The organism is Cnuella takakiae (assembly GCF_001953305.1).
GTDB classification, from domain to species: domain Bacteria; phylum Bacteroidota; class Bacteroidia; order Chitinophagales; family Chitinophagaceae; genus Flavisolibacter; species Flavisolibacter takakiae.
Window position 1 is genome coordinate 2696764 of the sequence record NZ_MTFE01000010.1, and the last position, 22492, is coordinate 2719255.

At 51.4% G+C, this 22492-nt stretch carries 27 protein-coding genes; 23 read left to right on the plus strand and 4 right to left on the minus strand.

Annotated elements, in window-relative coordinates; genetic code table 11:
• The first annotated feature begins 6 nt into the window (after nucleotides 1–6).
• From BUE76_RS11795 to BUE76_RS11830, 9 genes are all read left to right on the plus strand, one after another.
• Entirely contained in the window at nucleotides 7–459 is a 453-nt protein-coding gene (locus tag BUE76_RS11795) for a hypothetical protein (RefSeq protein ID WP_073040174.1), read from the plus strand.
• Nucleotides 446–979, plus strand: a complete 534-nt coding sequence (locus BUE76_RS11800; RefSeq protein ID WP_073040173.1) for a terminase small subunit — start codon at nucleotides 446–448, stop codon at nucleotides 977–979. Before BUE76_RS11795 ends, BUE76_RS11800 begins: the two co-directional genes overlap by 14 nt.
• 4 nt (nucleotides 980–983) lie before the next feature.
• On the plus strand, nucleotides 984–1244 hold the full coding sequence (locus BUE76_RS11805) for a hypothetical protein (protein ID WP_073040172.1): 261 nt from the start codon (nucleotides 984–986) through the stop codon (nucleotides 1242–1244).
• Complete coding sequence (locus BUE76_RS11810; RefSeq protein ID WP_216820660.1) at nucleotides 1245–2879, plus strand: hypothetical protein; 1635 nt, start codon at nucleotides 1245–1247, stop codon at nucleotides 2877–2879.
• A 2-nt stretch (nucleotides 2880–2881) separates the two neighbouring features.
• Nucleotides 2882–4276, plus strand: coding sequence for a phage portal protein (locus tag BUE76_RS11815; protein WP_073040171.1), 1395 nt, complete (start codon nucleotides 2882–2884; stop codon nucleotides 4274–4276).
• An 11-nt stretch (nucleotides 4277–4287) separates the two neighbouring features.
• On the plus strand, nucleotides 4288–4440 hold the full coding sequence (locus BUE76_RS24510) for a hypothetical protein (protein ID WP_158069964.1): 153 nt from the start codon (nucleotides 4288–4290) through the stop codon (nucleotides 4438–4440).
• Nucleotides 4441–4499: 59 nt separating this feature from the next.
• The gene (locus BUE76_RS11820) at nucleotides 4500–5699 is read left to right on the plus strand and encodes a PKD domain-containing protein (RefSeq protein WP_073040170.1); all 1200 of its coding nucleotides are present in this window, start codon (nucleotides 4500–4502) and stop codon (nucleotides 5697–5699) included.
• Between the two features lies 1 nt (nucleotide 5700).
• Entirely contained in the window at nucleotides 5701–6372 is a 672-nt protein-coding gene (locus BUE76_RS11825; protein WP_073040168.1) for an SGNH/GDSL hydrolase family protein, read from the plus strand.
• A gap of 198 nt (nucleotides 6373–6570) precedes the next feature.
• Nucleotides 6571–7608, plus strand: coding sequence for a hypothetical protein (locus BUE76_RS11830; protein ID WP_073040166.1), 1038 nt, complete (start codon nucleotides 6571–6573; stop codon nucleotides 7606–7608).
• A gap of 14 nt (nucleotides 7609–7622) precedes the next feature.
• Here BUE76_RS11830 and BUE76_RS11835 read toward each other — a convergent pair whose 3' ends face one another.
• Both BUE76_RS11835 and BUE76_RS11840 read right to left on the minus strand, forming a co-directional pair.
• Complete coding sequence (locus BUE76_RS11835) at nucleotides 7623–7928, minus strand: hypothetical protein (RefSeq protein ID WP_073040164.1); 306 nt, start codon at nucleotides 7926–7928, stop codon at nucleotides 7623–7625.
• Nucleotides 7929–7953: 25 nt separating this feature from the next.
• The gene (locus BUE76_RS11840) at nucleotides 7954–8145 is read right to left on the minus strand and encodes a hypothetical protein (protein ID WP_073040162.1); all 192 of its coding nucleotides are present in this window, start codon (nucleotides 8143–8145) and stop codon (nucleotides 7954–7956) included.
• A 98-nt stretch (nucleotides 8146–8243) separates the two neighbouring features.
• Between BUE76_RS11840 and BUE76_RS11845 the strand changes: the two genes are divergently transcribed.
• From BUE76_RS11845 to BUE76_RS25295, 10 genes are all read left to right on the plus strand, one after another.
• The gene (locus BUE76_RS11845) at nucleotides 8244–8894 is read left to right on the plus strand and encodes a hypothetical protein (protein ID WP_073040160.1); all 651 of its coding nucleotides are present in this window, start codon (nucleotides 8244–8246) and stop codon (nucleotides 8892–8894) included.
• Nucleotides 8895–8902: 8 nt separating this feature from the next.
• Nucleotides 8903–9250, plus strand: a complete 348-nt coding sequence (locus BUE76_RS11850; protein ID WP_073040158.1) for a hypothetical protein — start codon at nucleotides 8903–8905, stop codon at nucleotides 9248–9250.
• 32 nt (nucleotides 9251–9282) lie between these two features.
• A complete protein-coding gene (locus BUE76_RS11855; RefSeq protein WP_073040156.1) occupies nucleotides 9283–10371 on the plus strand; it encodes a major capsid protein in 1089 nt (362 codons plus the stop codon).
• 21 nt (nucleotides 10372–10392) lie between these two features.
• Nucleotides 10393–10704, plus strand: coding sequence for a DUF6706 family protein (locus BUE76_RS11860; RefSeq protein ID WP_073040154.1), 312 nt, complete (start codon nucleotides 10393–10395; stop codon nucleotides 10702–10704).
• Nucleotides 10698–11030 carry a hypothetical protein gene (locus BUE76_RS11865; RefSeq protein ID WP_073040152.1) on the plus strand — a complete coding sequence of 111 codons (333 nt, stop codon included), beginning with the start codon at nucleotides 10698–10700 and terminating at the stop codon, nucleotides 11028–11030. Before BUE76_RS11860 ends, BUE76_RS11865 begins: the two co-directional genes overlap by 7 nt.
• A complete protein-coding gene (locus tag BUE76_RS11870) occupies nucleotides 11021–11461 on the plus strand; it encodes a hypothetical protein (protein ID WP_073040150.1) in 441 nt (146 codons plus the stop codon). The genes BUE76_RS11865 and BUE76_RS11870 overlap by 10 nt, the downstream gene beginning before the upstream one ends.
• The gene (locus BUE76_RS11875) at nucleotides 11458–11868 is read left to right on the plus strand and encodes a hypothetical protein (RefSeq protein WP_073040147.1); all 411 of its coding nucleotides are present in this window, start codon (nucleotides 11458–11460) and stop codon (nucleotides 11866–11868) included. Before BUE76_RS11870 ends, BUE76_RS11875 begins: the two co-directional genes overlap by 4 nt.
• A 32-nt stretch (nucleotides 11869–11900) precedes the next feature.
• Entirely contained in the window at nucleotides 11901–12416 is a 516-nt protein-coding gene (locus BUE76_RS11880; protein WP_073040145.1) for a hypothetical protein, read from the plus strand.
• A gap of 69 nt (nucleotides 12417–12485) precedes the next feature.
• Nucleotides 12486–13022: a hypothetical protein gene (locus tag BUE76_RS11885; RefSeq protein ID WP_073040143.1), complete on the plus strand. Its 537-nt coding sequence runs from the start codon at nucleotides 12486–12488 to the stop codon at nucleotides 13020–13022.
• 77 nt (nucleotides 13023–13099) lie between these two features.
• Nucleotides 13100–13228 (plus strand): hypothetical protein, encoded by a 129-nt coding sequence (locus BUE76_RS25295; RefSeq protein ID WP_262485765.1) that lies wholly within the window; start codon nucleotides 13100–13102, stop codon nucleotides 13226–13228.
• 344 nt (nucleotides 13229–13572) lie between these two features.
• Here BUE76_RS25295 and BUE76_RS11895 read toward each other — a convergent pair whose 3' ends face one another.
• Together BUE76_RS11895 and BUE76_RS11900 are read right to left on the minus strand one after the other, a co-directional pair.
• A complete protein-coding gene (locus tag BUE76_RS11895; protein ID WP_073040139.1) occupies nucleotides 13573–14370 on the minus strand; it encodes a hypothetical protein in 798 nt (265 codons plus the stop codon).
• A 99-nt stretch (nucleotides 14371–14469) separates the two neighbouring features.
• A complete protein-coding gene (locus tag BUE76_RS11900; protein WP_073040136.1) occupies nucleotides 14470–14925 on the minus strand; it encodes a hypothetical protein in 456 nt (151 codons plus the stop codon).
• Between the two features lie 82 nt (nucleotides 14926–15007).
• Here BUE76_RS11900 and BUE76_RS11905 point away from each other — a divergent pair, with 82 nt between their 5' ends.
• From BUE76_RS11905 to BUE76_RS11920, 4 genes are all read left to right on the plus strand, one after another.
• On the plus strand, nucleotides 15008–19027 hold the full coding sequence (locus tag BUE76_RS11905; protein ID WP_143157200.1) for a hypothetical protein: 4020 nt from the start codon (nucleotides 15008–15010) through the stop codon (nucleotides 19025–19027).
• A 9-nt stretch (nucleotides 19028–19036) separates the two neighbouring features.
• The gene (locus BUE76_RS11910; protein ID WP_073040132.1) at nucleotides 19037–19534 is read left to right on the plus strand and encodes a hypothetical protein; all 498 of its coding nucleotides are present in this window, start codon (nucleotides 19037–19039) and stop codon (nucleotides 19532–19534) included.
• A 4-nt stretch (nucleotides 19535–19538) separates the two neighbouring features.
• Nucleotides 19539–21071, plus strand: coding sequence for a hypothetical protein (locus BUE76_RS11915; protein ID WP_073040130.1), 1533 nt, complete (start codon nucleotides 19539–19541; stop codon nucleotides 21069–21071).
• A 68-nt stretch (nucleotides 21072–21139) separates the two neighbouring features.
• Nucleotides 21140–22492 carry a phage tail protein gene (locus BUE76_RS11920; RefSeq protein ID WP_073040128.1) on the plus strand — a complete coding sequence of 451 codons (1353 nt, stop codon included), beginning with the start codon at nucleotides 21140–21142 and terminating at the stop codon, nucleotides 22490–22492.

The following is a 22492-nucleotide window of genomic DNA, read 5'->3' on the forward strand; positions in this document are numbered from 1 at the left end:
AACAGCATGCAAGCATCATCATCATACGGACGCAAGCAACTGCTTATAATCGGTAAGGCCCTGGCCTTCTATCAACCCGACCTCGCAGCCCAGATGCTTGCAGATAACTACCTCCCGCCAGTGGAAACAGACCTCTCCAAACTCCCGCTACTGTTGGAGCAGTTCAAGCAGGCGGAAAGGACAGCACAACTATCCACCGACCAGCGCCGTGTATTCATCGGCATTGCACTCCGGCTTTACAAACCACACCTGTACACCGTACACCGCAAACTCATTTCAGCAAAGGACCAATCAGGATTTTCTATAGCCCTTGCCAAACTGCTGGCAATGAAAGAGTCGAATGTGTCCGTAGCAATACGCCAGGTGATCTTCTGGGAGCAAACAAACTTCGAAGGAATGGGCGAAAGGGTGCAGCGCATCATGGCTAAAATGAAAGGAGGGGAAGTTGGGAGCACCTAAAGGCAATCAGTTTTGGAAGCTCCGCTCAAAGCATGGGCAGGATAAGCTGTTTGCATCCCCGAAACTGCTATTGGATGCCGCATACGAATACTTCGCCTGGTGTGATGAAAACCCATGGATGAAGAAAGAGCAGGTGAAGAAGCCTTACGAGAAGAAACAGGGCAGGGGAAAGGTGCTGGTGACGATGGTTGACATACCGACTCAAAGGCCTTATAGCTTGTCAGGACTGGGCATTTACTGCCATGTGAGCGAACGGTTTATTCTGGACTTCGAGAAGAGACTACAAGAGAAGGGCGATGAAGAGGCAAAAGGTTTTCTCGCAGTCACTACACACATACGCGAAGTGATCTCCACCCAGCAGCTGGAAGGGGCCACCGTGGGCGCTTTCAATGCCAACATTGTTGCTCGCAAGTTGGGCCTCACCGATAAGAAGGACATCACCACGGACGGCGAGAGCCTGAACAAGGGGTATTACGATCTGCTGAAACAGCGGAAGATGAAACAATCAAATCAACAATAAGCATATGAGTTTAGGCGAAGTAAAGGCACCAATGGTGCAAGATGCCGAACAGGCAAGAAGGTTGGCCGAAAGTAAGCGGTCTGAAAGCTTAAAAATGGCTATGGATACAATACATACCGCAGCCTGGCAGGGCTTTAACGAGGTTGTTTTGTTTGGCTGCCCTCCGTCATTTGATGTCGTTAAAACCCTGCTTGATAAAGGTTTTTCTGTTAATGAATTTGTTCACCCACTTGAGCAGCGCAAACTGGTAAAAGTAAGCTGGTAATTGACAACCGACCTCACCATACAGGAAGTGGAGCAGCTTGGGCTGGAGCAGGTGGATGATCACCTGCAGGATTGGTGCGTCTTCGCTGAAGAGGTCTTTGGCGTGTACCTGGATGAAGAGCAAAAAGCAATTCTCCGATCGGTACAGCACAACCCAAAGACGGTGGTTAAGTCCGGTACCGCTCGAGGTAAGGACTTCGTAACCGCTGTTGCCGTCTCCTGCTTCCTTTACCTCACCCCAGAATGGAACGACACAGGCGAGTTGATTGGTAACACAAAGGTGGCAATGACTGCGCCCACCGACCGCCAGGTGGGCAACATCATGTACCCTGAAGTGGTAAAGCTGGTGAGCCGTGCCCGCAAGCGTGGCTTCAACCTGCCCGGCCGCCTCACTGGGTACGATATCCGGATGGAGGACAAAGAATGGTTCCTTACCGGATTTAAAGCCGATGATAAAGCCACAGAAGCCTGGACGGGCTTCCATGCCGTAAATGTAATGTTTGCCGTTACGGAGGCTTCCGGTATGTCTGAGGAGGTATTCAATGCCATTGAGGGCAACCTGCAGGGCAATAGCCGCCTACTCATAGTCTTCAACGACAACACCGGCACCGGCTATGCCGCCAATGCCATGAAAAAGCCCGAGTGGGCAAAGTTCCGCCTCGATAGCCTTAATGCACCCAACGTGGTGAATTGGGGCCGGGTTGTACGCGGCGAGATCACTGAAGCGACCTACCATAGCACCCACATACCCGGCCAGGTTGACTGGCAGTGGGTGGATGCCCGGGTAAAGGACTGGTGCGAGATCATTGCGCCTTCCGACTTCCTGGAAACAGAAGGCGACTTCTGGTGGCAGAACGAAACCGGAAAACACTGCTATCGGCCTAATGACCTGTTTCGCGTTAAGGTGCGCGGTATGGCGCCCAAAACCGCACAGGACATCCTTGTGCCCCTCGAATGGATCGAAGCAGCCCAGGAGCGGTGGAAGGAAGGAAAGCGCAACCCTATGAAGCCACTACGGCTGGGTGTCGATGTGGCCGGCATGGGCCGCGACTCATCTTCTTTCTGCCACCGATATGGCGACTACGTGGAAAAGTTCGACCTGATCCAATCCGGTGGCGTTGCCAACCACATGCAGGTGGCAGGGCTTACCAAGACAAAGCTGGAAGCAGTTACCAACACCTTCAACGGTGTGTACCCGCAGGCCTTCATTGATACCATTGGTGAAGGTGCCGGCGTGTACTCCCGCCTCCTGGAGTTAGACATCAAAGGCGTGTTCTCTGTCAAAGCAGGCGAGGCTGCCAAAGATGGTCTCGGTAACCCCTACAAAGATGTTACCGGCGTGTACACCTTCAAAAACATGCGCTCTTACCTCTACTGGGCGGTACGCGACTGGCTAAACCCACGGAATGGGTCCAATGCCATGCTGCCACTGGGAGCCGACTACCGTGGATTAACAGACCTCAAATGGAATATGCGATCGGACGGCTCCATAGAGCTGGAAAGCAAGGACGACCTCAAAAAGCGCATCGGCAAGTCTCCCGACGAAGAGGACAGCCTGGCCATCACCTTCTACCCGGTGGCAGACATAGACGGCACCGTAAAACGGAGCAAAACAGATAACTACTATCCCCTTTAAACATGGAACTGGAACAAATCATATCAGGCCTCGAAGACTACGGCAAGCTGGTGACACAGATCAAAGCCGGCAGGGCTGATTACGAATACGAAAAGCTGAAAAAGCAGTACGACCCCTTGCTCCATGAGGTTATGGACAGGCCTGATAAGATTGTTTCCGATGGTCCGCCCGTCAAGCGGGCAAAGCTGCCGGTGCCCATGCAAAAGCTGATCGTAGAGTATGCAGTTATGATGGCCGTGGGCAATCCTATTCAATACGTGGCGGCCGCAAAGGAAGGTGCTGAGAAGAGCCTCAAGGAGGTGCTGGATATCACTACCGAAAAGAACAGGCTTGCAACCCTTGATAAGCAGATCCTGCGCATGCTTAAATCGGAGTGCGAGGTGGCGGAACTGTGGCACAGCGAAAAGGCACCGGAAGGCTACTGGGATGGTACCGCCAATGACGGTACACCCTCCAAGCTGCGGGTTAAGCTCCTGGCGCCCTCCCTTGGTGATACGCTCATTCCCATCTGGAACATGTACGGCGATATGATCGCCTTTGGCCGGGGCTACCTGGTTACCGTTGCCCGCGGTAAAAAGGAAGAGCATTTTGATATCTATACTGATACAACTTACTACCTGGGCAAAAAGAATGGCGAAGCGTGGGAGTTTAAGCCAGAGAAAGCTCAGTTCGGCAAGATACCGGTGGTATACCACACCCAAGAGCATACGGAGTGGCGGGATGTGCAGCGGCTGATTGAGCAAAAGGAAATGCTGATGTCCCGGCATGCGGACAACAACGCCTACTTCGCTTTCCCTTTTATGGTAGCAAGCGGTGAGATCGAAAAGTTTGCAGATAAAGGGGAAGACGGCAAGGTGCTGACCCTGAAAGGTGGCGGTGATGTAAAGATGATGACCTGGGACAATGCCCCTGCCAGTTTGGAACTGGAAAAGAAGACCCTCGATGATGAGATCTTCTTAAACACCATGACACCCCGACTGAGCGAAGAGCAGGTGAAAGGCCTTGGCAACTATTCGGGTGTAGCCCTTAAGATGCTGTTCCTCCCCGCCCACATGAAGGCAGCCAAGACGGAAGAGGTGTTTGGCCCGGGCGTGTCCCGCCGCATATCGCTGCTAAAGGCATGGGCGGTTATGAATAACCCCGCACTGAAGCCTGCCGAGCGCATGGAGATCACGCCCCGCTTTACCTTCTTCGTTCCCAAGAACGAACTGGAAGCGGTACAGACCCTTACCAATGCCCTGAGCGGTGAGCGGCCGATCATGAGCCAGGAGACGGCTGTAGGCCTCAATCCCCTTGTGAGTGATCCGGAGGCGGAGTGGGAACGGATGCAAAAAGAGCAGGAGAGCGCCGATACCCTGCCTTCCGGACTCGACAGGCAGATGAGAGCAGTTATTTAAACACCTATCATATGGCAGAGAAGAAAGCGGCCAAAGAGCCCACAATGACCAAAGAGCAGGCTGAGGCCATTATCGCCCAGCATGCCGGTAAGAATTACGAAGAGAAGCCTGTAGTGCTGGTGGAAGCCGAAAAGGTAGTGGCCAGCGAGAAAGCTAGTGATTAATGTAAACGGCCTGCCACCCGGTGGGCCCTTTTTCGAACCAAGCAAACAACCTATATACAGTGGCAACGATAATCATCAAAAAGACAACCGGTGGTGTTACCTACCAGCGTAATGGGGGCGAGATCATTTCCCTTTTCGGCACACCGGACCAGCTGCAAACGCAAGGGAGCAAGGTGATCCTGCGGGAGAATGGCAACGACCTTGACTTTGTGGCAAGCGATACCATCACCATCAACGATGTGTCGTTCACCGGCACTGCCGCACAGATCGCAGACAAACTCAGAGATGAGGTTTTTTTTTTAGAGGATGATGGTACCGGCGGTACGCCTGAAACAACATCCTCTATTCTGGGGAAGATTGGTGATGGTAGCACCATTGACCCGGATTACTTGCCCGGCTTTCCATTTAGCGGGGCACAGTTCGAAATTGAGGCGGGAACGGGTCTTTTCCGTTTTAAGGATAGCTACCTGATTGCCCTTATTCAGGCTAATAGTGGAGGTAGTTCAAATGTTGCACCTACTGTAAACAGTGGTACCGATCAGAATTTAGCCAGCGGCACCACTTCGACTACACTTACTGCAACGGCTTCCGATAGCGATGGCACAATTGCCTCTTACGCATGGACCCGGGTAAGCGGTCCAAATACACCAACCATTGCAAGCCCTTCGGCTGCAACAACCAATGTAACGGGGATGGTTGCCGGCACTTACGTTTTCCGGTGCACGGTAACTGATAATGCAGGCGGAACTAAAACTGATGACATAAGTGTAACAATTGCATCTGCAAGCGCTGTAACCTCCAAGTTTGTGGATGTGGGCCTTACTTCAGGTACTACCACCTTCAACGGACAAGTGTTTGAAGCGGATACCTACGCTTCAGGTGGTAGTACCTACACGGATGCAGGCGCAGTTACCGGCACTTCTTATCAGGATGCCTATAAATCTGTACGCTTTGCAACATCCAATGCAATCACACACTCTTTCCCATCCATTCTGAACGGCAACTACACGGTACATATCCACTACCGGTCATTCAACACCAATGCAAACGGGGTGAATGTTACCATCAACGGAACGGCGGTAGATACCAACCTGAACGTGTACGGCACAGCAGGAGCGGCCAACAAAGCCCTGATACGCAGCCACAACGTTGTAGTGAGTAACGGGCAAATAACCATACTTCACACTGTTGTATTTGACCAGGTGAACATTGCTGCAATTGAAATCGTAGCACAAGGCACCGCTTCTAAACTGGCATAACATGGCAATAAACTACGGAGGTAAAAGGGTTGCGTTCATGGGTGACAGCCGCACGGCAGGCGTGGGCGCCTCCAATTATACAAAGCGGTGGGCTTTCCTCCATGCCAGCGAAAGCAACGGCGTGGAGTACAACTATGGGGTAAGTGGCATGTACCTGCAAAATGTTGGCGGCACCAACCCCTTTGACCAAACAACTATCCCGGCAAAAGGGACCGAGTTTGGCAAGCTATGGATTGCCTTTGGCTCCAATGACCTGAGAGGCAACCCGGCAAGCTACGCCACTACAGCCTTTCAGACAAAGCTCTCGGAGGTGGTAGATTATGCGGTTAGCAGTAAGGGGTGGGCTTATGCCGATATTATTTTGCCCACCGTAAACTACATAGCCCCGACAGGTTACGGCACTCACGGCACTGTTTCACGCCATGAGGCATACAATGAAGCCATCAGGCAGGTAGCACTCGCAAAGGGTACTATCTACATTGATGTGTACACCGCTTTTAAAGCCTTGTCCAATAGAGACAGCCTGTTTGTAGATGGGCTGCATGAAAGCGATGCTGGCTACCGTGCAGCGGCAGACATAATGAATGCGGCCACCTACTCGGTTTATACCGAACCTGAACAGCAGCCGGAAACACCCTTGATGATCAGCGGTAGAAACTTCATAATAGGATAGTTCATATGCTATCCTTAAGAATTAGTGGCATTATAAATGCGAATGGAGGCAGCCGCGATTATTGATAAGCTTGAAAATCCATGCGGTTCGTTTTAAAAAATGCCTCAATGAAATGGAACAAATACAAAATAGCCGCGCTGATTTTAGGTGTCTTGTTGTGGCTGCTGATCATTCTACTTGTAATGCGAATTTATTAACATGCCCGACCTGCAAGATCAATATGAACAAGAGCATCTGCGCTCGGTTAGAAACACCGAGCGCAGGATCCGCCAGGCCTTCGAGTCCGCAATCCTCGAAGTGACACCGCTTGCCTCTACCATCACGGCTGCAGACGGTACCGTTTTCCAGTTGGCAGATTATCCCGGCCTTTCCAATCGCATCAGCCGCATCATCCAGCGCCTGCATGCATCCGTGTATGCCACAACCATCAACGGCATCAACCTGGGATGGGACCTGAGTAGCGAAAAGAACGATATCCTGGTGGATAGAAGGCTTGCAGGCAGGAAACCGAGCGAGGCTGCCAAGCAGATACTCTTTGATGCTAATGACGGGGCACGGCGTGCCTTTGTGGAGCGCACGGATAATGGCCTGAACCTGTCCGACCGGGTATGGAACACGCTGGACAACTTCCGCACGGAGATGGAAGCAGCTTTGGGGCTGGGTGTGTCGGAAGGTAAGAGTGCCACTGCCATGGCCAGTGACCTGCGTAAGTACCTCAATGAGCCGGATCGCCTTTTTCGTCGGGTGCGCGACCACCAAGGCAGGCTCCAGCTGTCGGAGGCTGCCCGGAACTATAAGCCGGGTAGGGGTGTGTACCGTAGTTCCTATAAGAATGCACTTCGCGTAGCCAGGACGGAACAAAACATGGCCTACCGCACTGCTGATCACGTACGCTGGCAGCAGATCCCGTTTGTGACAGGCATTGAGATCAGGCTATCAAATAACCACCCTGTTTACGATATCTGCGATGAGTTGAAGGGCAAGTATCCAAAAGAGTTTAAGTGGTCAGGCTGGCACCCCCAATGTCTCTGCCATGCCGTTGCCGTGCAGATGAGCGATGCGGAGTACGACAAGTATGAAGACTCCATCCTTGGCTTGGGTGAGGCGCCGGAAGTGAAAAAGATAGAAACACCCCCGGCTGGCCTTGGCGAATGGCTGGAAAAGAACCGGGAGCGGGTGAAAGGGTGGGGTAGTGAGCCTTATTGGATGCAGGATAATCCGCAATATGTAGAATAATAGCTAATGTTACTCTACCCTTCAATAATCATCTCCCTAAGCCTCGTGGGACTTGTGTTTTTTTGTTGATTCTCAAAGAAGTCAATGCCGGAAAAAATAAAAACCCCATCATTGTCAGTTGCGCCTCGGTAATAAAAAAAATAATCCAAATCAACAGCCTCTGTTAGACTAAGTTCTGCAACGAAGTTCCCTTTGTCATTTTTGAACAATCTGCTTGTACCTACTTGTTTGTACCCATTACTGGTTCCAATATAAACATCACTGTAAATAGTGTACTGCAATGATTCCTTGCGATCTAAAAGGCTTAGTCTTACAATCATATGAATAATTAGTTTTTAGCTTTTTTTATTCCTCCTGATCATTATCCACATACAGCCACTGGCCATCCACTAGGTAAAACTCTACATGCTTCACCTTTCCTGTGGGCAGGTCCTTATAGGGCACCTTACACACTTCACCCTTCTTGTAAATCGGTATGTACTTCCTTGCAGCCTCTGCAAGCTCCCATTCGTCAAAATCACCGGCACGTTGTAGCATAGCTTAAATGTAAGAAGCGTCGGTCTTATACCCATCACAAAAAAGCCCACATATGCCCTGTATAGCTTTGGAATTGAAACAAAGCTCTTTACAAGGACATGAAGGACAAGATCAAAGCACGACTGAAGGAACTCTTCCCAGGCGTGAACCTATCACAAGCCAGGCTGGACGCCATTGCGGACAAACTGAGCGCGAAGATCACGGACGAAGCAGGGATTGATGAGCAGCTGAACTTTCTGAACGAGGTGCAACCCTTTCAGGAGATCGCAGCCTTTGACGATTACCAGCGGGCAAAAGCCGCACGGGACCGCCAACAGCAGCAGAACAACCAGCAGCAATCTTCCCAGCAAAACAATCAGCAACAGCAAGGCCAGCAGAGCAACCAGCAAGGTGCCACCCAAACGGACGACACCCCAGCCTGGGCAAAAGCACTGCTCGACAAAGTATCGGCACTTGAAACCAAGGACCGTACCCAGTCGATGCAACAGCGCCTGCAGGGCCATGATAAGCTGAAGTCCGTGCCGCAATCCTTCTACCGTGGCCGCCCCCTTCCTTCTAAGGACGATGAATTTGACAGCTTCGTGGATACGATCGCTGCCGACTTTGCGGACTTCCAGAAGGAAACCAACGCCACCACTCTTACCGGAGGGCAGCCGCCCATCGCTGGCACTCCTGCAGCTACAACCGCTGCCGTAGATGCCGCAATCGACGCATGGGCCGGTCCAAGCAAAAAAACAGATAAAACTTAATTCAAACAATGGGACTTCAACCTGTTAAAACAACTTTTTCCAGCGGCGTTCCCGTATGGCAGAAGGTAGACCAGACCGCCCAAGGTGGTTTTGTGCTGGATACTACTGGCCTTACTTTGGGCAACACCATTGCCGCCGGTACCGCCATCGTAATCGATGAGGCTACCCGCAAGGCGAAGCCTACCACCGCCGACACCGACACCCCCGCAGGTCTCCTGTATGAGGATGTGAAGATCGAAGTAGGTGCCACCCTCGATGTAGTGATCGCCGGTACCATCTACGCCCGCCGTGGACCTGCAGTATCTGCAGCCCTTAAGGCCAAGATGCCCCGCATCACCTTCTCCAATTCATTCTAAACCCCGAAAAACGTATACGGAGGAACTAAACAATGAGTACCGCAGTTAAATCTATTTTCGGGGCTTACGCAGACCGCATGCAGCTGATGATCGACCGTTCGCTCGATCAGTTTGCACAGCCCTGGTACACCCGATACTTTGGTTTTGCGCCCCCGCAGATGGGCCTGACCTACACAAGCGCCATTGGCCGCAGCCGCATTGAAGCTGCCGCCTCTGTAATCTCCACCGATGCCGCTGCGCCCTTGCGTAGCCGCCCCGCCCTTGAGAAGTACAGCGGTGAGGTTGCCAAAATCTCTGAAAAGGTAAAAATGTCGGAAAGCGATTACCGCGATTTCCTGACCCTGCAATCACTTACCGGCGTAGATGATGCCACCAAGCAACGCCAGTTGCTGGACTTCATGTTCGGCGATATCAAGCGTGTTGGTGATTCCGTTGACAGCCGTGTGGACATGATGTGCCTGCAGGCTGTATCAACCGGCAAGGTGAAGGTAGACGCCACCACCAACCCCGACGGTCTGGTGTATGACGATATCGACCTGTTGATGCCTGCCGGCAACAAGGTGAATGCTTCTGTTACCTGGGCAACTGCAGCCTCTGCAAAGCCCTTGAGCGAAGACATCCCTGCCATCGTGCAGGCAGCGTCTACCCGTGGTATCACCTTCGAAAAGATGCTGATGGATGTTTCCCTGTGGTGGAAGTTCATCCAGATCGCAGAGGTAAAGAGCCTGGTGAGTAACGCTATGGGCACCAAGCAAGCCGGCAACGTGCTGATCTCTTTGGAAGCTGTAAACAGCCTCCTGGCTGCCAACGGCTGGCCTGTGATCGAGCTGGTAAACCGCAAGATCGGTGTAGAGAAAGACGGCGCTATCACTACCGTAAACCCCTTCGATACCAGCGTCGTGTCGTTTGTGCCCGCCGGCCAGCTTGGTGAGATCAAGAATGCCGTTTCTATCGAGCGCATTTCGCCGATTCCCCAGGTAGTGTATGCCAACTACAACCGTGCGCTGATCTCCAAGTGGAAGCAAAACGAACCCTTTGGCGAGTATACCAAGGCGGAGCTGATCGCATTCCCTGCGTTCACCACCATCGACAGTGTGTACCTGCTCAAAGCAATCCTGTAAGGATAACCCCCTTTTACTAGCATGACCATCATTCAGGCCTTTATCGCAGAAATGGAAGACGTACCGGTAAGTAATACACTTGCGGGCAAGATCCTTTCCGATAAGGGCCTTGATGCTTCCGCTACCTACAGTGCAGCAGTGCATGAGCAGGCAGTGGATATGGCCGTTGCGGCAGCTCTTACAAAGGCGCTTGCGCGGCCGTCTGTTAGCGAGGGCGGGTATTCGGTTCGCTTCGATGCGGGTGCTATCCAGGCCCGTATTGCTGCCATCTATACCAAGTGGAACGTTGCTGATCCCGGAGCGCCAACAATCAAAGCCGTAAACCCATGGTAAGCCAATACCCCGACCTGATATCCTTTACGCCCTCCGCTACCGCTACCCGCGATGGCCAGGGCAACTGGGTGGAAGGTGTGGCGGGTGAGGCAGTGCAAAGCTCCTGCAGGTGTGAGCCTGCTTCCGGCAATGCGCAGATCATGGGTGTGGACGGGGCGCTGATCTCTTACGCCTCCGCTGTTTACCTGCCGCAAAGGTGCCCGGAGCTTCCGCAAGGGGCTTCGGTAACGGTTACCATCCAAAGGGATGGCCAGGATCCGGAGATATTCACAGGTACTGTTAAACGCTTTTCCCGGGGCCAGTTAAATGCAAGGGCATGGCTATAACACCTAAGTTCAACAATGCCCAGATCAGGGCGGAGTTGGAAAGGCGCATGGCAGAAATCGAGGCTAAGGTTATTTCTGCCCTTGAAAGTGTAGGCGAATACTTCATTGCCGATGCAAGAACCGATGGTTCATACGAAGATCAGAGCTCAGATTTGCGCAACTCTATTGGTTACATTATCATGAAAAACGGCCAGCAAATCCGTTACGCCGGCCCAAGGGAAGGTGGAAAAGCAAGTGCTGATCGAGTTCTCGCAGAGCTGGCTCTTAAATACCCGAAAGGGTATGTGCTCATAGCTGTAGCCGGCATGGATTACGCTGCAGCAGTGGAAAGCAAAGGCTATGATGTTTTAAGTGGATCAGCACCAGCAGCTGTGGCCAGGTTGAAGGAAGCAATGGAAAGGATCACTAAGAAAACTGCTGAGGGAAGATGAAAACAACACTACACTTTGTCGATAAGGCATATGAGCGCGTAAAGGCTTCCCAGCTGGCCCAGGTGGTAAGTGGTAGCGTGTTCAAATACCAAAAGCCGAAAGGCTGGGCAGGTGAGGCTGTTGTGATCAATTCCCTTCCGGTAAGCGCAGAACAGGTGCAAACGGGTTTGATCAACATCAATGTGTTTGTACCCGACCTGAAGCTCACCATTGGCGCCCAAGGCCCCGAACTGCAGCCCAACACGGCAAGGCTCTCCGAGCTGGCTGATATGGCCGTTGAGACGCTCAAAAGCTGGTACCAGGATGGAACGGACTACAGCATCGAAGCACAAAGCCTGATAAAGGACGATGAAGGCGACAATCATTACATCAATTTCCGGGTGCGGGTGTACGCACTCAACCCATAACAACATTTACAACTCTTTAAAGCATATCCAAAATGGCTAATTACTCCCAAGGCCTTGCAAAAGTAGAACTGGCACCCCTTGCCGGTGATGGCGGTCTCGGAACTGCATTTACCGAACTGGGTTCCACATCCATCGGCTCCATGTCGATCGCCAATGAGCAGGGCGAAACCACAGATATTTTTGTGGAGGAAAAAACCGACCCGGTAATTTCTAACCGCACCAGTGGCGCCATGCGCGTAAACTGGGAAATCCTGGATGTTGCACCTGATACTTTGGTAAAGCTCTTTGGCGGCACCAAGACTGGCACCGGCACTATCGCCGATCCTTATGTGTACACCCTGCCCGATAAGATTGAAGCAAAGGATTGGACGGTACGCCTGACGGACTCCACCGGCATCAAGCTGCTGTTTGCCCGCCTGAATGTCTTCCCTGCATTTAACTGGGTAATGACCAAAGCAGACGCCGGCAAGGTTACCCTGTCCGGTACCGTGCTCACACCTACCAAAGCGGGTGTAAAGGCAATGACCATCACTTATCCAGGATCGTAAGGCTTCCCGCCAATACATCACAACCAAAGCCCCTCCATCAGTGCAGGGGCTTTGCCGTAAACCAACTATATGAGTGAGATACCTACCAACCACGGCCAGGTACTGGCGCAGGAGCCAATAGAGATCACCTTTGAGGTGGCGCCCCGCACCAGGTTTCAAAAGCTGCTGAGCCGGTATTTACCAAAGCACTTCAAGAAGACAAGGACCTACACCATTCCTTCCACCACACTTGGCAACCTGGTGCGCATTTCTGAAATACTGCTGTCAATAAAGAAAAAAGAAGATAGCGGTGAGCCTTTGGAAATCACCCACCAGGTAGTACAGGAACATGCATTCGACTTTTGCCGCATTGTTGCCATTGCCATCACCAACACCAAAGCTGGCCCTAAAAGAAGCCTTGCTGAAACCATACACTGGAGCTTGGACACCAACGAGCTATTGGCTGTTGTAATGATGGTGATGAAGCAGATGAACGTTCAGGCTTTTTTACATACTATCGTCTTGATGCGCGGAGCGAACGTATTAGACAGCGGGACGCAAAAAAGCGAAAGCCCCGCCCCCGCGATGACGAGCCCACAAGTCCCTGGGAACAGTGCGGAAGTGTAGCCGCCCATTTCCACTGGACGCTTGATTATGTCCTTTGGGAGTTGTCTTGGGCAAATGTCCAGCTGCTGCTTGCCACCATGCCGGAGTATGACTTTGGCGATGATGAGGAAGAGCAGGTGCAGGTACAAAAAGGAAAGACTACCGGTTTTGGTAGTCTCGAAGAGTTTATGGGCATGGCCAGTGGGATGATGGGGAAGGGGCAATAAAAAAGCACTGCGCGAACAGTGCTCAACTAAAAAGGAAATGACTGATTAAAATTACAAAGTATCAGTCATGAAAAGAATATTGTATTTGGTTTTTGTTCTGGCACTTACTAGTTGCAATAAGGATGTACAGCCAGATTCTAAATTGTATCGGCAAGTATTACCTTCTGGAATGATTATATATCACACATCGGATACTAAACATATTTGCGTGTACCCTGATGACTTTGAGAGGGTTCAGACAAAATGTATGTACCGCAATTCGATTCCAGTGCCAAAGTTCAAAAAATACGTAACGCCTTCAGGGATCGCTGTGTATTATGTCGATACTTTGATTTTTTTCTGATTTAACCTTTCAAAATTTCCTTTAATTTCTTTACATATTCAAAGTGCTCCTTTTTATCTGCTTCAGAGTTGTAATGAACTTCAATGCCATATTTATTAGGATTTACCATAGCATCTAAAGAAGAATCAATTTTCAGAAACTTGAACGTGCTAAGCCAAGTTATCGAGTTTAAAGGAGTGATATTAATAACAGCTATGGGACCTCCCACAGTCTTTGTTTTGTTTTTCTGTTTTGCATAACTGTAAATTGATTGTTCAATCATTTGGGCAACTTCTTTAGTGTTTCTTTCCCAATACCTAGTTGGCCTAAAGTCGTAAGTGCGGTCGTTAGTAACAAATGCTTGGGGCCCTGTAAACCCTCGATTAGGTCCATCTAAAATTCCAATCTGAGGCTGACCTTGTTCATACTTGGCAAATAAAACTGAAATTTTTAAAGCCCCACCACCTAAATTCTTTCTTGCATAATCCTCCCATTGTTTTATGCGTTCAGGAATATTGCCTTTTTCTGGAATTGATTTTTGAAATTGCTGAACGTAATGGCTAATTGTAAGCCAATTAAATGATGTCTGGTTGCTAAAAATGGCAGCAAAGTCTTTGATAATAAAAGCCTTTTGAAACCTATCATAATAGGCAACATCATGGGGCTTGCCATTTTTGTCATATGCAATCGAAGCTCGGGAATCCACTCCTAAAACAATACCATTTTTGCAAGATGCAACTATAAAAAAGGTGCCTCTTAAATACTGAGCATTTACAAGGAAAGGAAAAGCAAGTAGTAGCGAAAGGGTGAACTTTTTCATGGTTTTGGTATGGTTAAGTGTTAACTAGCTTTATTCATCAACTGCAGCACCTTCTCTCTTCTCTTCACCCAGTCCTCCACCTGGTGCAGCTACAAATAATTAGTAATAAATAAGGTAAAATATAATCGCTAAGACAATAAGGCCAAAACAGACATAAACACCATTAGTGAAGGCCTCCAGGCGATCTTCAGTTTTCTTCTGGGCTGCATACTCAATTTCAAGGCTCCAGCCTTCTCGAGGCTCTCCATATTTCTTTTCATAAATAGCGTGTGCTTTTTCCAAGTCTTTCGCCTCAAAAGCCGCAATAAATGATTTTCGCCATTCCCGTTCAACACCCATCTGTCTTAATTCTTGATCCTTGGCAAGTTGCACAGGGTTCCATGTATTGCCGCAGGCAAGACATGTGATATCCACTTTATTTTTGCCAATAGCTCCAGCTGCCAATCCAACCGGCCCGGCAAGGACGGCTCCAGCAACAGCTTTACCGGCTGAAAACCCTTTTTTGTTAGCAGATATTTGGTTGCTTCCGCATTTAGGGCACTTTACTTCGCTCATAAGAGTTGTCTGTTTTGGTAAGTAGGGTTTGAGTTATAAATGTAATATTCCAGCCGAAAATATGGCGTTATAGTTTGCAGTCATGGCACTACAGATAAACGGCGGCCCATTAGCCTTTGAGAGTTCCATTGATGGAACTCAGTTCGATGCTGAGATGAAAAAGATGGAAGCCCAACTTAAGAATATAACGGGCGGTGTTAAAAAGCAGGGAGCTGAAATTGAAAACTATGCCCGAAAGACTGCTGTTGCTATTGGTTCCTACCTATCCCTGCAAGCTGGCACTCAGTTTATCAGCGACCTGGTACGGGTTCGGGGGGAGTTCCAGAAACTTGAGGCCGTGCTTACCAACTCCATGGGTGATGCTGACATGGCAAGGAATGCACTTGGTATGCTTTCGGATTATGCAGCAAAAACGCCATTTCAACTTCAGGAGGTAGCCGGCGCTTACGTGAAGCTAGTAAACCAAGGCTTTACGCCTACCCGAAAGGAATTGGAAAAGATCGGCGATTTGGCAGCTTCCACCGGTCAGAATTTCGATCAGTTGGCTGAGGCCATTCTGGATGCCCAAACAGGCGAGTTCGATCGATTAAAAAGCGTGGGCATTAGAGCTGAAAAAGCAGGCGATCAGGTTCTCTTTACCTTCAAAGGAGTACAGACGCAGGTAGATTTCACTTCAGCCTCAATCCGCGAATACATTACCTCACTGGGTGATCTCCAAGGAGTGTCCGGCTCCACTGACGCAATCAGTAAAACCCTTGTAGGCCAACTGTCTAATCTGTCAGATGCATGGGATCGCATGCTTAACGAGATTGGCCAGAGCAATGAGGGTGTGTTCTCTGGAGCGATCAGTGCAGCAACAGGGTTGGTTGAAAGCTATGAGACGGTGCTTAATATTATCAAGGTGCTTGTTATTACTTATGGCACCTACCGGGCAGCCCTCATGGTAACCAATGTTGCCGCTACTACTTTAGGGGTTACTACAAGAAGCCTCACCGCTGCTCAAATACTTCAAGCAGGAGCTTCGGGGATCGCCCAGAAAGCAATGGCATTCCTAAATAGCACAATGCTTGCAAATCCGGCAGTTGCAGTTGCGGCTTTGGTTGCAGGCGTTGCTGCTTCATTATATGTTTTCTCCAAATCTGCAAGCACAGCTGCCAAGTCTCAGGAAGATCTAAATAAGATCAGCAACGAAGCGGCCGCAGCAATAGCTAAGGAAAAGGACTCACTGAATAGCCTTGTTGCCATTGCTAAAGATGAAACCCAGAGCAAGGCCGACCGGGAAGCGGCCATGCGCAAGATCAATGCGCTTTCTCCAGAGTACCTTGGCAATCTTGACCTGGACAAACTCAAAACCAAAGAAGGTACCGAGGCCATCAATCTGTACGTAGCAGCACTTGACCGCAAAGCCAAGGCGCAGGCAGTTGGCCGGGCAAAGGATAAGATCGAAGATGAAAGGGCACAGGAACTGCTGGACTTGCAGGACAAGCTCAGTAAGCGCCAAACAGCTACCAAGGCCCTGCCCGTCAATGTCAGGGCACAGGATCCTGTTCTCAAGGAATTGCAATCGCAGATCAGCGAAACCAACCAGGCCTTTGATGATCGTATAAAGCAAATCAACACCGCCTATGCCGATGTGATCAAGGAGCAGCTGATTGGGGACCAGAAAAACCAGGCAAGTAAAGCGCGTACTGTTGCCATCATCGATGCGGAGATTAAAGCTCAAAAAGAACTGCAAAGCAACGCATCCACCAGCAGGGCCCAGTATGAGCAGTTCCAAAAGAAGATCAACGACCTGGAAGCTGAAAAGCTCCGCATCACTGGCAACCAGAAGGCTGCCGCTAAGCAGGCACAGACGGAACAGAAGAAAGAAAATCAGCTTTTGGAGGAGCGCAAAGACCTGTTGCAGGTTATTTCAGATATGCGCAGGGATGCCGCCCAGACGGGAATGCTGAAGGAGCAGTCGGAATTGGATGCTATAATTCAGCGTTATGATGCCATGTTCCGCAAGATTGCCGAGTTCAACGAAAAGGCAAAGAAGGCCAAAACCGCAGGCATTGGCCAGTCTGATGTGCAAGCTTTGGAGCGGTCCCGCCAACTTGAACTTTCCAACCAGAACCTGAAGGAAGATGCTGCCCGCTATGCTAAAAGCCTGGAGGCAAAGAAGGTCATTTTCGAGCGGTATGAGGAAGCCAAAAAAGAGATAGGCGATCTGGCCGCAGCCGATATGTACCGCGACCAGGCGCAGGGCTTTTCCACTTACCTGGAACTGTTGCAGGCCGAATTTAAGAAGGTGGCACCCAAAGTAGTTTTAGGGGTTGCCAATGTGGGCGATATGGAAAAGTACAAGACTTTGGCCGCCCAGATTGCCGATGCCCAGCGCAAAGAACAGAATAAGTTGTACCAGGAGGAGATTGATAAGCTTTCCCGCATTCTCCAGATATCTGCTACTTATAAACAAAGGGCCGCTGCAATCGAGATGCAGTACAATGAGCGGGTCGCCATCGCCAAAAAGGGACTGCAAGGCGAAGAACTAAAAAACGCACTGGCAGCCCTGGCCACTCAGCGGGAGACAGCACTACGTGACGCACAGGCGGTCGTGATTCAAAACGGCGCACTGTACCAGAAGCTCGGACAAAACCTGATTTCCTTCAACCGGGCAGACCTCAAGCAACGTATTGCGGAACTGAAGCAGGAACTGGAAGGTACCACCCTTACCCCCAAGATGAAGCTCGATGTCGAGAGCTCCATCCAGGAAGCGGAAGGCCTGCTGCAGGCAACGGCCGATGGGGTAGATGAAGCAAACAAGTTTGGCAGCAGTGTGGATAAACTCCGCCAGGGCTTCGATGCTGTGGCATCTTCCGTGGAAGGTATCAATGGTGGGCTTGCAGCATCTGTCCGTTTGCTTGCAAATGTTTCGGGCAACCTGGTGAATGCCGCCTCCCAATACAAGGCTTTCAAGCAGGCACAGGAAACCGGCGACACGGTAGGGCAGGTGGGCGCAGGCCTTGGCATTGCCGGTGCCGCCATAGGTGTGGTGACCTCCATTGTTTCCTTTTTCAAAACCGCCAAGGAGCAGCGCAAGGCCGCTCAGGCGGATGCGCAAAGCTGGATGGATGCCATAAAGAAGGGAGAGCAGGAGATTAATGCCATCTACCGCGAAAGGGCCCGCGAGCAAGCCCGCATTAATGACCTGAAGGTGCAGGGACTCACAAAAGAGAAGGACCTGCTGGAGGCGCAGCAAAAGGCAGTATCCAAGCAGTACCAGGACCTGTTTAAGCAACTGCAGAACCAAACGGCAGTAATTGGTAAGACCGTCGAGCGGGGCGGCTTCCTTGGTCTTGGTACCCGCACCCGCGATATCACCGCTTCCCTTGCCGGCAAATCTTTCGAGGAGCTGGAAAAGCTATTCACCCAGGGCCAACTGACAGGCAAGGCAAAGGAACTCTTTGAGCAACTGCAGAAGATCAAGCAGGAAGGCGTTGATATAGACAGGCTGCTGGACGAAAACAGGGCAGAGGCTGCACAGATATTCACCGGGACCACGGCCGACAGCATTACCGATACCATCGTTGACGGCTTTGCTAATGGCTTTACCGCTGTGGAGCAGTTCGCAGACAGCACAGAGGATATTATCCGCAAGGCCATGCTCAATGCCCTGAAGTACCAGGCATTAGAGGGGCCGATCAAAAAGCTGTATGAACAGTTTGCAAAGGATGCGGAGAGCGGTGGTGGTCTTGATACAGGCGAGGTGCAATCCTTTACCGACAGCATTAATAAAACCATCCAGGATGCAGCCCTGTTTGCAGAGCAAATCCAAAAGGCCACAGGGGTAAGCCTTGCAGGTGTTGCCGGCGGCGCATCAGGTCCCAACTCGCTCACCGGTGCAGTAAAAGGCATCACTGAACAGCAGGCGGACCTTTTGGCTGGTCAGTTTGGCGGCCTTCGCATTACCAACCTGGAGATGCTGAAAGTGGGCCAGATGGCGCTTGCCGTACACCAGCAGATCGAGATCAATACTGCATCGGCTGCATCGGAATTAAGAACGCTTGTGCGCAAGTTTGACCAATACGAAACCGGTGCCCGCACCATTCACATTACCTAAATACTCACAATGGTTGATTTATCCGGATACTACTACCTCGATGGAGTGGATCTATGGCAGGCGTACGGCCTGATTATTCAATTGGGCAGTGCCGACTTTCTCCGCTTTCCCGCGGCAAAGCCTGCCATCTCCCACGACTGGCCAGACCAGAACGGCATCGATGTGGACCTCTCCAAAGTGTACCTGCAGGCACGTACCGGTACGCTGCAGTGCGTAATGGTGGCAGACAGTGAAGCGCAGTTCTTCCAAAAGCACCAGGCGCTGCTGGCAAGGCTTATCCAGCCGGGGCTCCGCAGGCTTTCCATCACTGCACATGGCGGCCGCAGCTACTTTGTGTACTACAAAGAATGCACAACCTACCAGCAGCTGCCCGGTGGTAAGCTCAATGGTCTGGGTGATGGCGGTGTGCTGCATTCCTTTGGCATCACATTCACCGAGGCCAATCCAACCATCGATGGCAAGGACACCCACATAATTGCCGATGACGGCGCATTCATAATCACTTAAGGGCATGGACAAAATAGAAGTTAAAAGAGGTGCTGACCTTTTTACCGTGATCAAGCCGGAAGAGAGCAGCACTGTTAACCAGGCGCTCATGCAGCCGGGCGCAATATCGCTGCAGTTCCGGCTTTCCTACCTGGCACAGTTTCAAATCAGCGACTGGTGCGAGGTGTTTGGCGTGCGCTATACCTTACACACCCTGCCACAGATCAAAAAGCGGGGCACCAACCTGTATGAGTACACCATGCAGATGCAGGACAGCGCCTATGATCTCTCGAGGGTGCAGTTCCTGTTTCTTGGATCAGTAAACACGCTCACGGAGACGGACTTCACCCTTCGCGGTACGGCGCAAGACTTTCTGCAACTGCTGGTGGGCAATATGAACCGGGTATTCACCGGGTGGCAAGCGGGTGCCTGTCCTGCCACCATTCATGTAAACCTGTCTTTTGCAAAGGAAACAGTGTGGAATGCCCTTGCCAGGGTTGCTGAGGCTTTTGGTACCGAGTTCTGGGTTGATGGCGGCATTATCAACCTGGGTAAGTTGGAGCGAAGGACGGGGCACACCTACCGCCAGGGCATGAACCAAGGCCTTAGAGAGCTTTCCCGCATCAATGCCAGCGAGGGTGGCCTGATCACCCGCCTGTATGCCTACGGATCAGAGAAAAACCTGCCAGCGGCATACCGCAACTTCTCTTCCCGCCTCCGCATGTTTGGCGCAGATGATTACATAGAGCAAAACACCGCGGCCTTTGGCATCCGCGAAGGAGTGGTGGTGTTTGAAGATATCTACCCAAACAGAACCGGTACTGTTACAGGCGTAAATGCGCTCAACCCGTTTGAGTTTTCCGATACAACCATGGACTTTGACCTGAATACGCAGCTGCCGCCAGGCCTTACCGCGAAGGTTACCTTCAACACTGGCCAGCTACAGGGCTACACCTTCGACCTTTCAACCTATAACCACACAACCAGGCGCTTTACTTTTCTTAAAAACAAGCAGGAAGGAAAGATGGATGTGCCATCAACCCTGCTCCGACCACAGGTGGGCGATCAGTACGTGCTGGTGGATATCCTCATGCCCGCGACCTATGTGGAGGCGGCGGAGAAGAAGCTTTTGGAGGCTGCCCGGCAAACCCTTGACGCGAGCGCATCGCCATTGGTAAAGCTTTCCGCCCTTTCTGATCCCAAGTTCCTGAAACACCGTGACCGGGTGCTCCTCGTTGGCGATGTTGTGTTTGTTGAAGACACCGACTTAAGCATCAGCAGGCTTATCCGCATCACAGCCCTTACCCGCAACATTGTAAACGAGTGGGACTACGACCTTACCCTTTCTGATGCTACCGGAATGGTAACAGCAGGCCGCATCGAACAGATCGTGCAGGCGGCACAGGCGACCGGGCGGGAAGTGACTGACCTTGGCAGGACCCTTGCCAACAACGCCACCCTCAATGGCTTTGCATTCCTGCCAACAACACCAGGCGGTGCGGGTTTCGCTGAGGTTCTTGTGGAAACAGCAACGGGGAAGCTGTATCGAAAGCAATAATATAAGTACTGCTCTACTTACGCCAGCCGCCCAATGAGGCGGCTTTTCATTTTCCAACTTTACCGGCGATGCCTTTATCGCCACAACTGGAAAGTGAAATAGCAGCCTACGTGCAGTCCCTAATGCGGAAGGTGCGCATCCCTGAGCTGCCCCAGTACACGCTCTTTGGTGAGCTGTCGCTCGATGATCGACTACCCCTTTGGATGAGCGGTGCAGATAAGACCGTATGGCTGAAAGCACAGGACCTGCGCACACTAATCCTTACCGGTGGCTCCCAGACTGTTACCCCAGTGTTGGAAGGTGACCCGATGATCTACATCGTGCCGCTGGCAGATGCGGGCACACAGACGGCATCTATTCCTTCTCTTGCGGGCAAAAGGTTTTTCCTCCGCAGGGACGGCCGACCGCTTACCTCCGCGGAGTTCGATGTACTGGCAGGTGGTGGCTTTAAGCTCAAACAATCCGGCGACATTTTGCAGGAAGGGGAGCGGTACGACTACCAGCTGTACCGTATGGAAGGCTCCGACCCCGGCGCCCCGGTAGTAACCGGTACCGGCGGTGGCCTGTTTACCGGTGTGGAAGAGGTGACTGCAAACAAGACCCTTACCCCCGAAAGCGCAGGTAAACTGCAGCAACTCCGCTCCGGTGCAACTCAGGTTACGCTTACCCTCACCGATATCGCTTCCCAGCCCGCCAACAGCGTGGTAGTGGTGGAAGCCTCTATCTCCAATAATGTTCAAAACAGGATCGCAGCCCCTGCAGGTGGTTACATCTACATGAATGGCGCGGCCTTCACCGAGCTGTGGCTTTCGCCCGGCGAAAGTGTATGGTTGTTCCGTGATGCGGATGGCTACTACGTGATTGGCGGCGACCTGTCAAACGCATACAGAAGCCTGGCAAAGCCCTACGCTTCTTACAATATAGCCCAGGATGAACTTCGATGTAACGGCCAGGTGGTACTCCGACAGCAGTACCCCCGGCTGTGGGCTATAATCCAAACACTTGGCCCGGCTGTGATCACCGAGCAGCAACTGGCGCAGGATCCGGTAAATAAAGCTGGCTGCTTCACTACAGGCGATGGCTCAACAACTTTTCGTTTGCCCAACCTCGATGGGGTTTTCCTACGTGGCATAAAACCGGGCGACACCGAAAGGGCGTACAACAATCCCGGTGGCTACCAGGGGGATCAAAACAAGAAGCATAATCACGTTGAGGCGCCATTCAATAAAGCCGCTGCAAGGGCTTCTGACCTGTCCGGCGGTGCGGGCACCACTGCAACAGTGGATAGCACTGGCGCTGCAGGTGAATACCGGGTGGCCTCTATGAGCGATGCGCAATGGACAGCAGCTACAATAGAAGATGAAGGCGGAAGCGAAGCCCGGCCAAAGAACGTGGGCATTTACTGGGTGGTAAAATTTTAA

Excerpts from the sequence above, each read along its gene's own strand:
- BUE76_RS11915 (WP_073040130.1), top strand. The coding sequence starts at position 19,539 with ATGGACAAAATAGAAGTTAAAAGAGGTGCTGACCTTTTTACCGTGATC.
- BUE76_RS11805 (WP_073040172.1), top strand. The coding sequence starts at position 984 with ATGAGTTTAGGCGAAGTAAAGGCACCAATGGTGCAAGATGCCGAACAG.
- BUE76_RS11860 (WP_073040154.1), top strand. The coding sequence starts at position 10,393 with ATGACCATCATTCAGGCCTTTATCGCAGAAATGGAAGACGTACCGGTA.
- BUE76_RS11815 (WP_073040171.1), top strand. The coding sequence starts at position 2,882 with ATGGAACTGGAACAAATCATATCAGGCCTCGAAGACTACGGCAAGCTG.
- BUE76_RS24510 (WP_158069964.1), top strand. The coding sequence starts at position 4,288 with ATGGCAGAGAAGAAAGCGGCCAAAGAGCCCACAATGACCAAAGAGCAG.
- BUE76_RS11835 (WP_073040164.1), bottom strand. The coding sequence starts at position 7,928 with ATGATTGTAAGACTAAGCCTTTTAGATCGCAAGGAATCATTGCAGTAC.
- BUE76_RS11795 (WP_073040174.1), top strand. The coding sequence starts at position 7 with ATGCAAGCATCATCATCATACGGACGCAAGCAACTGCTTATAATCGGT.
- BUE76_RS11825 (WP_073040168.1), top strand. The coding sequence starts at position 5,701 with ATGGCAATAAACTACGGAGGTAAAAGGGTTGCGTTCATGGGTGACAGC.
- BUE76_RS11840 (WP_073040162.1), bottom strand. The coding sequence starts at position 8,145 with ATGCTACAACGTGCCGGTGATTTTGACGAATGGGAGCTTGCAGAGGCT.
- BUE76_RS11900 (WP_073040136.1), bottom strand. The coding sequence starts at position 14,925 with ATGAGCGAAGTAAAGTGCCCTAAATGCGGAAGCAACCAAATATCTGCT.
- BUE76_RS11855 (WP_073040156.1), top strand. The coding sequence starts at position 9,283 with ATGAGTACCGCAGTTAAATCTATTTTCGGGGCTTACGCAGACCGCATG.
- BUE76_RS11870 (WP_073040150.1), top strand. The coding sequence starts at position 11,021 with ATGGCTATAACACCTAAGTTCAACAATGCCCAGATCAGGGCGGAGTTG.
- BUE76_RS11875 (WP_073040147.1), top strand. The coding sequence starts at position 11,458 with ATGAAAACAACACTACACTTTGTCGATAAGGCATATGAGCGCGTAAAG.
- BUE76_RS25295 (WP_262485765.1), top strand. The coding sequence starts at position 13,100 with ATGCCGGAGTATGACTTTGGCGATGATGAGGAAGAGCAGGTGCAGGTA.
- BUE76_RS11885 (WP_073040143.1), top strand. The coding sequence starts at position 12,486 with ATGAGTGAGATACCTACCAACCACGGCCAGGTACTGGCGCAGGAGCCA.
- BUE76_RS11830 (WP_073040166.1), top strand. The coding sequence starts at position 6,571 with ATGCCCGACCTGCAAGATCAATATGAACAAGAGCATCTGCGCTCGGTT.
- BUE76_RS11850 (WP_073040158.1), top strand. The coding sequence starts at position 8,903 with ATGGGACTTCAACCTGTTAAAACAACTTTTTCCAGCGGCGTTCCCGTA.
- BUE76_RS11895 (WP_073040139.1), bottom strand. The coding sequence starts at position 14,370 with ATGAAAAAGTTCACCCTTTCGCTACTACTTGCTTTTCCTTTCCTTGTA.
- BUE76_RS11910 (WP_073040132.1), top strand. The coding sequence starts at position 19,037 with ATGGTTGATTTATCCGGATACTACTACCTCGATGGAGTGGATCTATGG.
- BUE76_RS11865 (WP_073040152.1), top strand. The coding sequence starts at position 10,698 with ATGGTAAGCCAATACCCCGACCTGATATCCTTTACGCCCTCCGCTACC.
- BUE76_RS11905 (WP_143157200.1), top strand. The coding sequence starts at position 15,008 with ATGGCACTACAGATAAACGGCGGCCCATTAGCCTTTGAGAGTTCCATT.
- BUE76_RS11880 (WP_073040145.1), top strand. The coding sequence starts at position 11,901 with ATGGCTAATTACTCCCAAGGCCTTGCAAAAGTAGAACTGGCACCCCTT.
- BUE76_RS11845 (WP_073040160.1), top strand. The coding sequence starts at position 8,244 with ATGAAGGACAAGATCAAAGCACGACTGAAGGAACTCTTCCCAGGCGTG.
- BUE76_RS11920 (WP_073040128.1), top strand. The coding sequence starts at position 21,140 with ATGCCTTTATCGCCACAACTGGAAAGTGAAATAGCAGCCTACGTGCAG.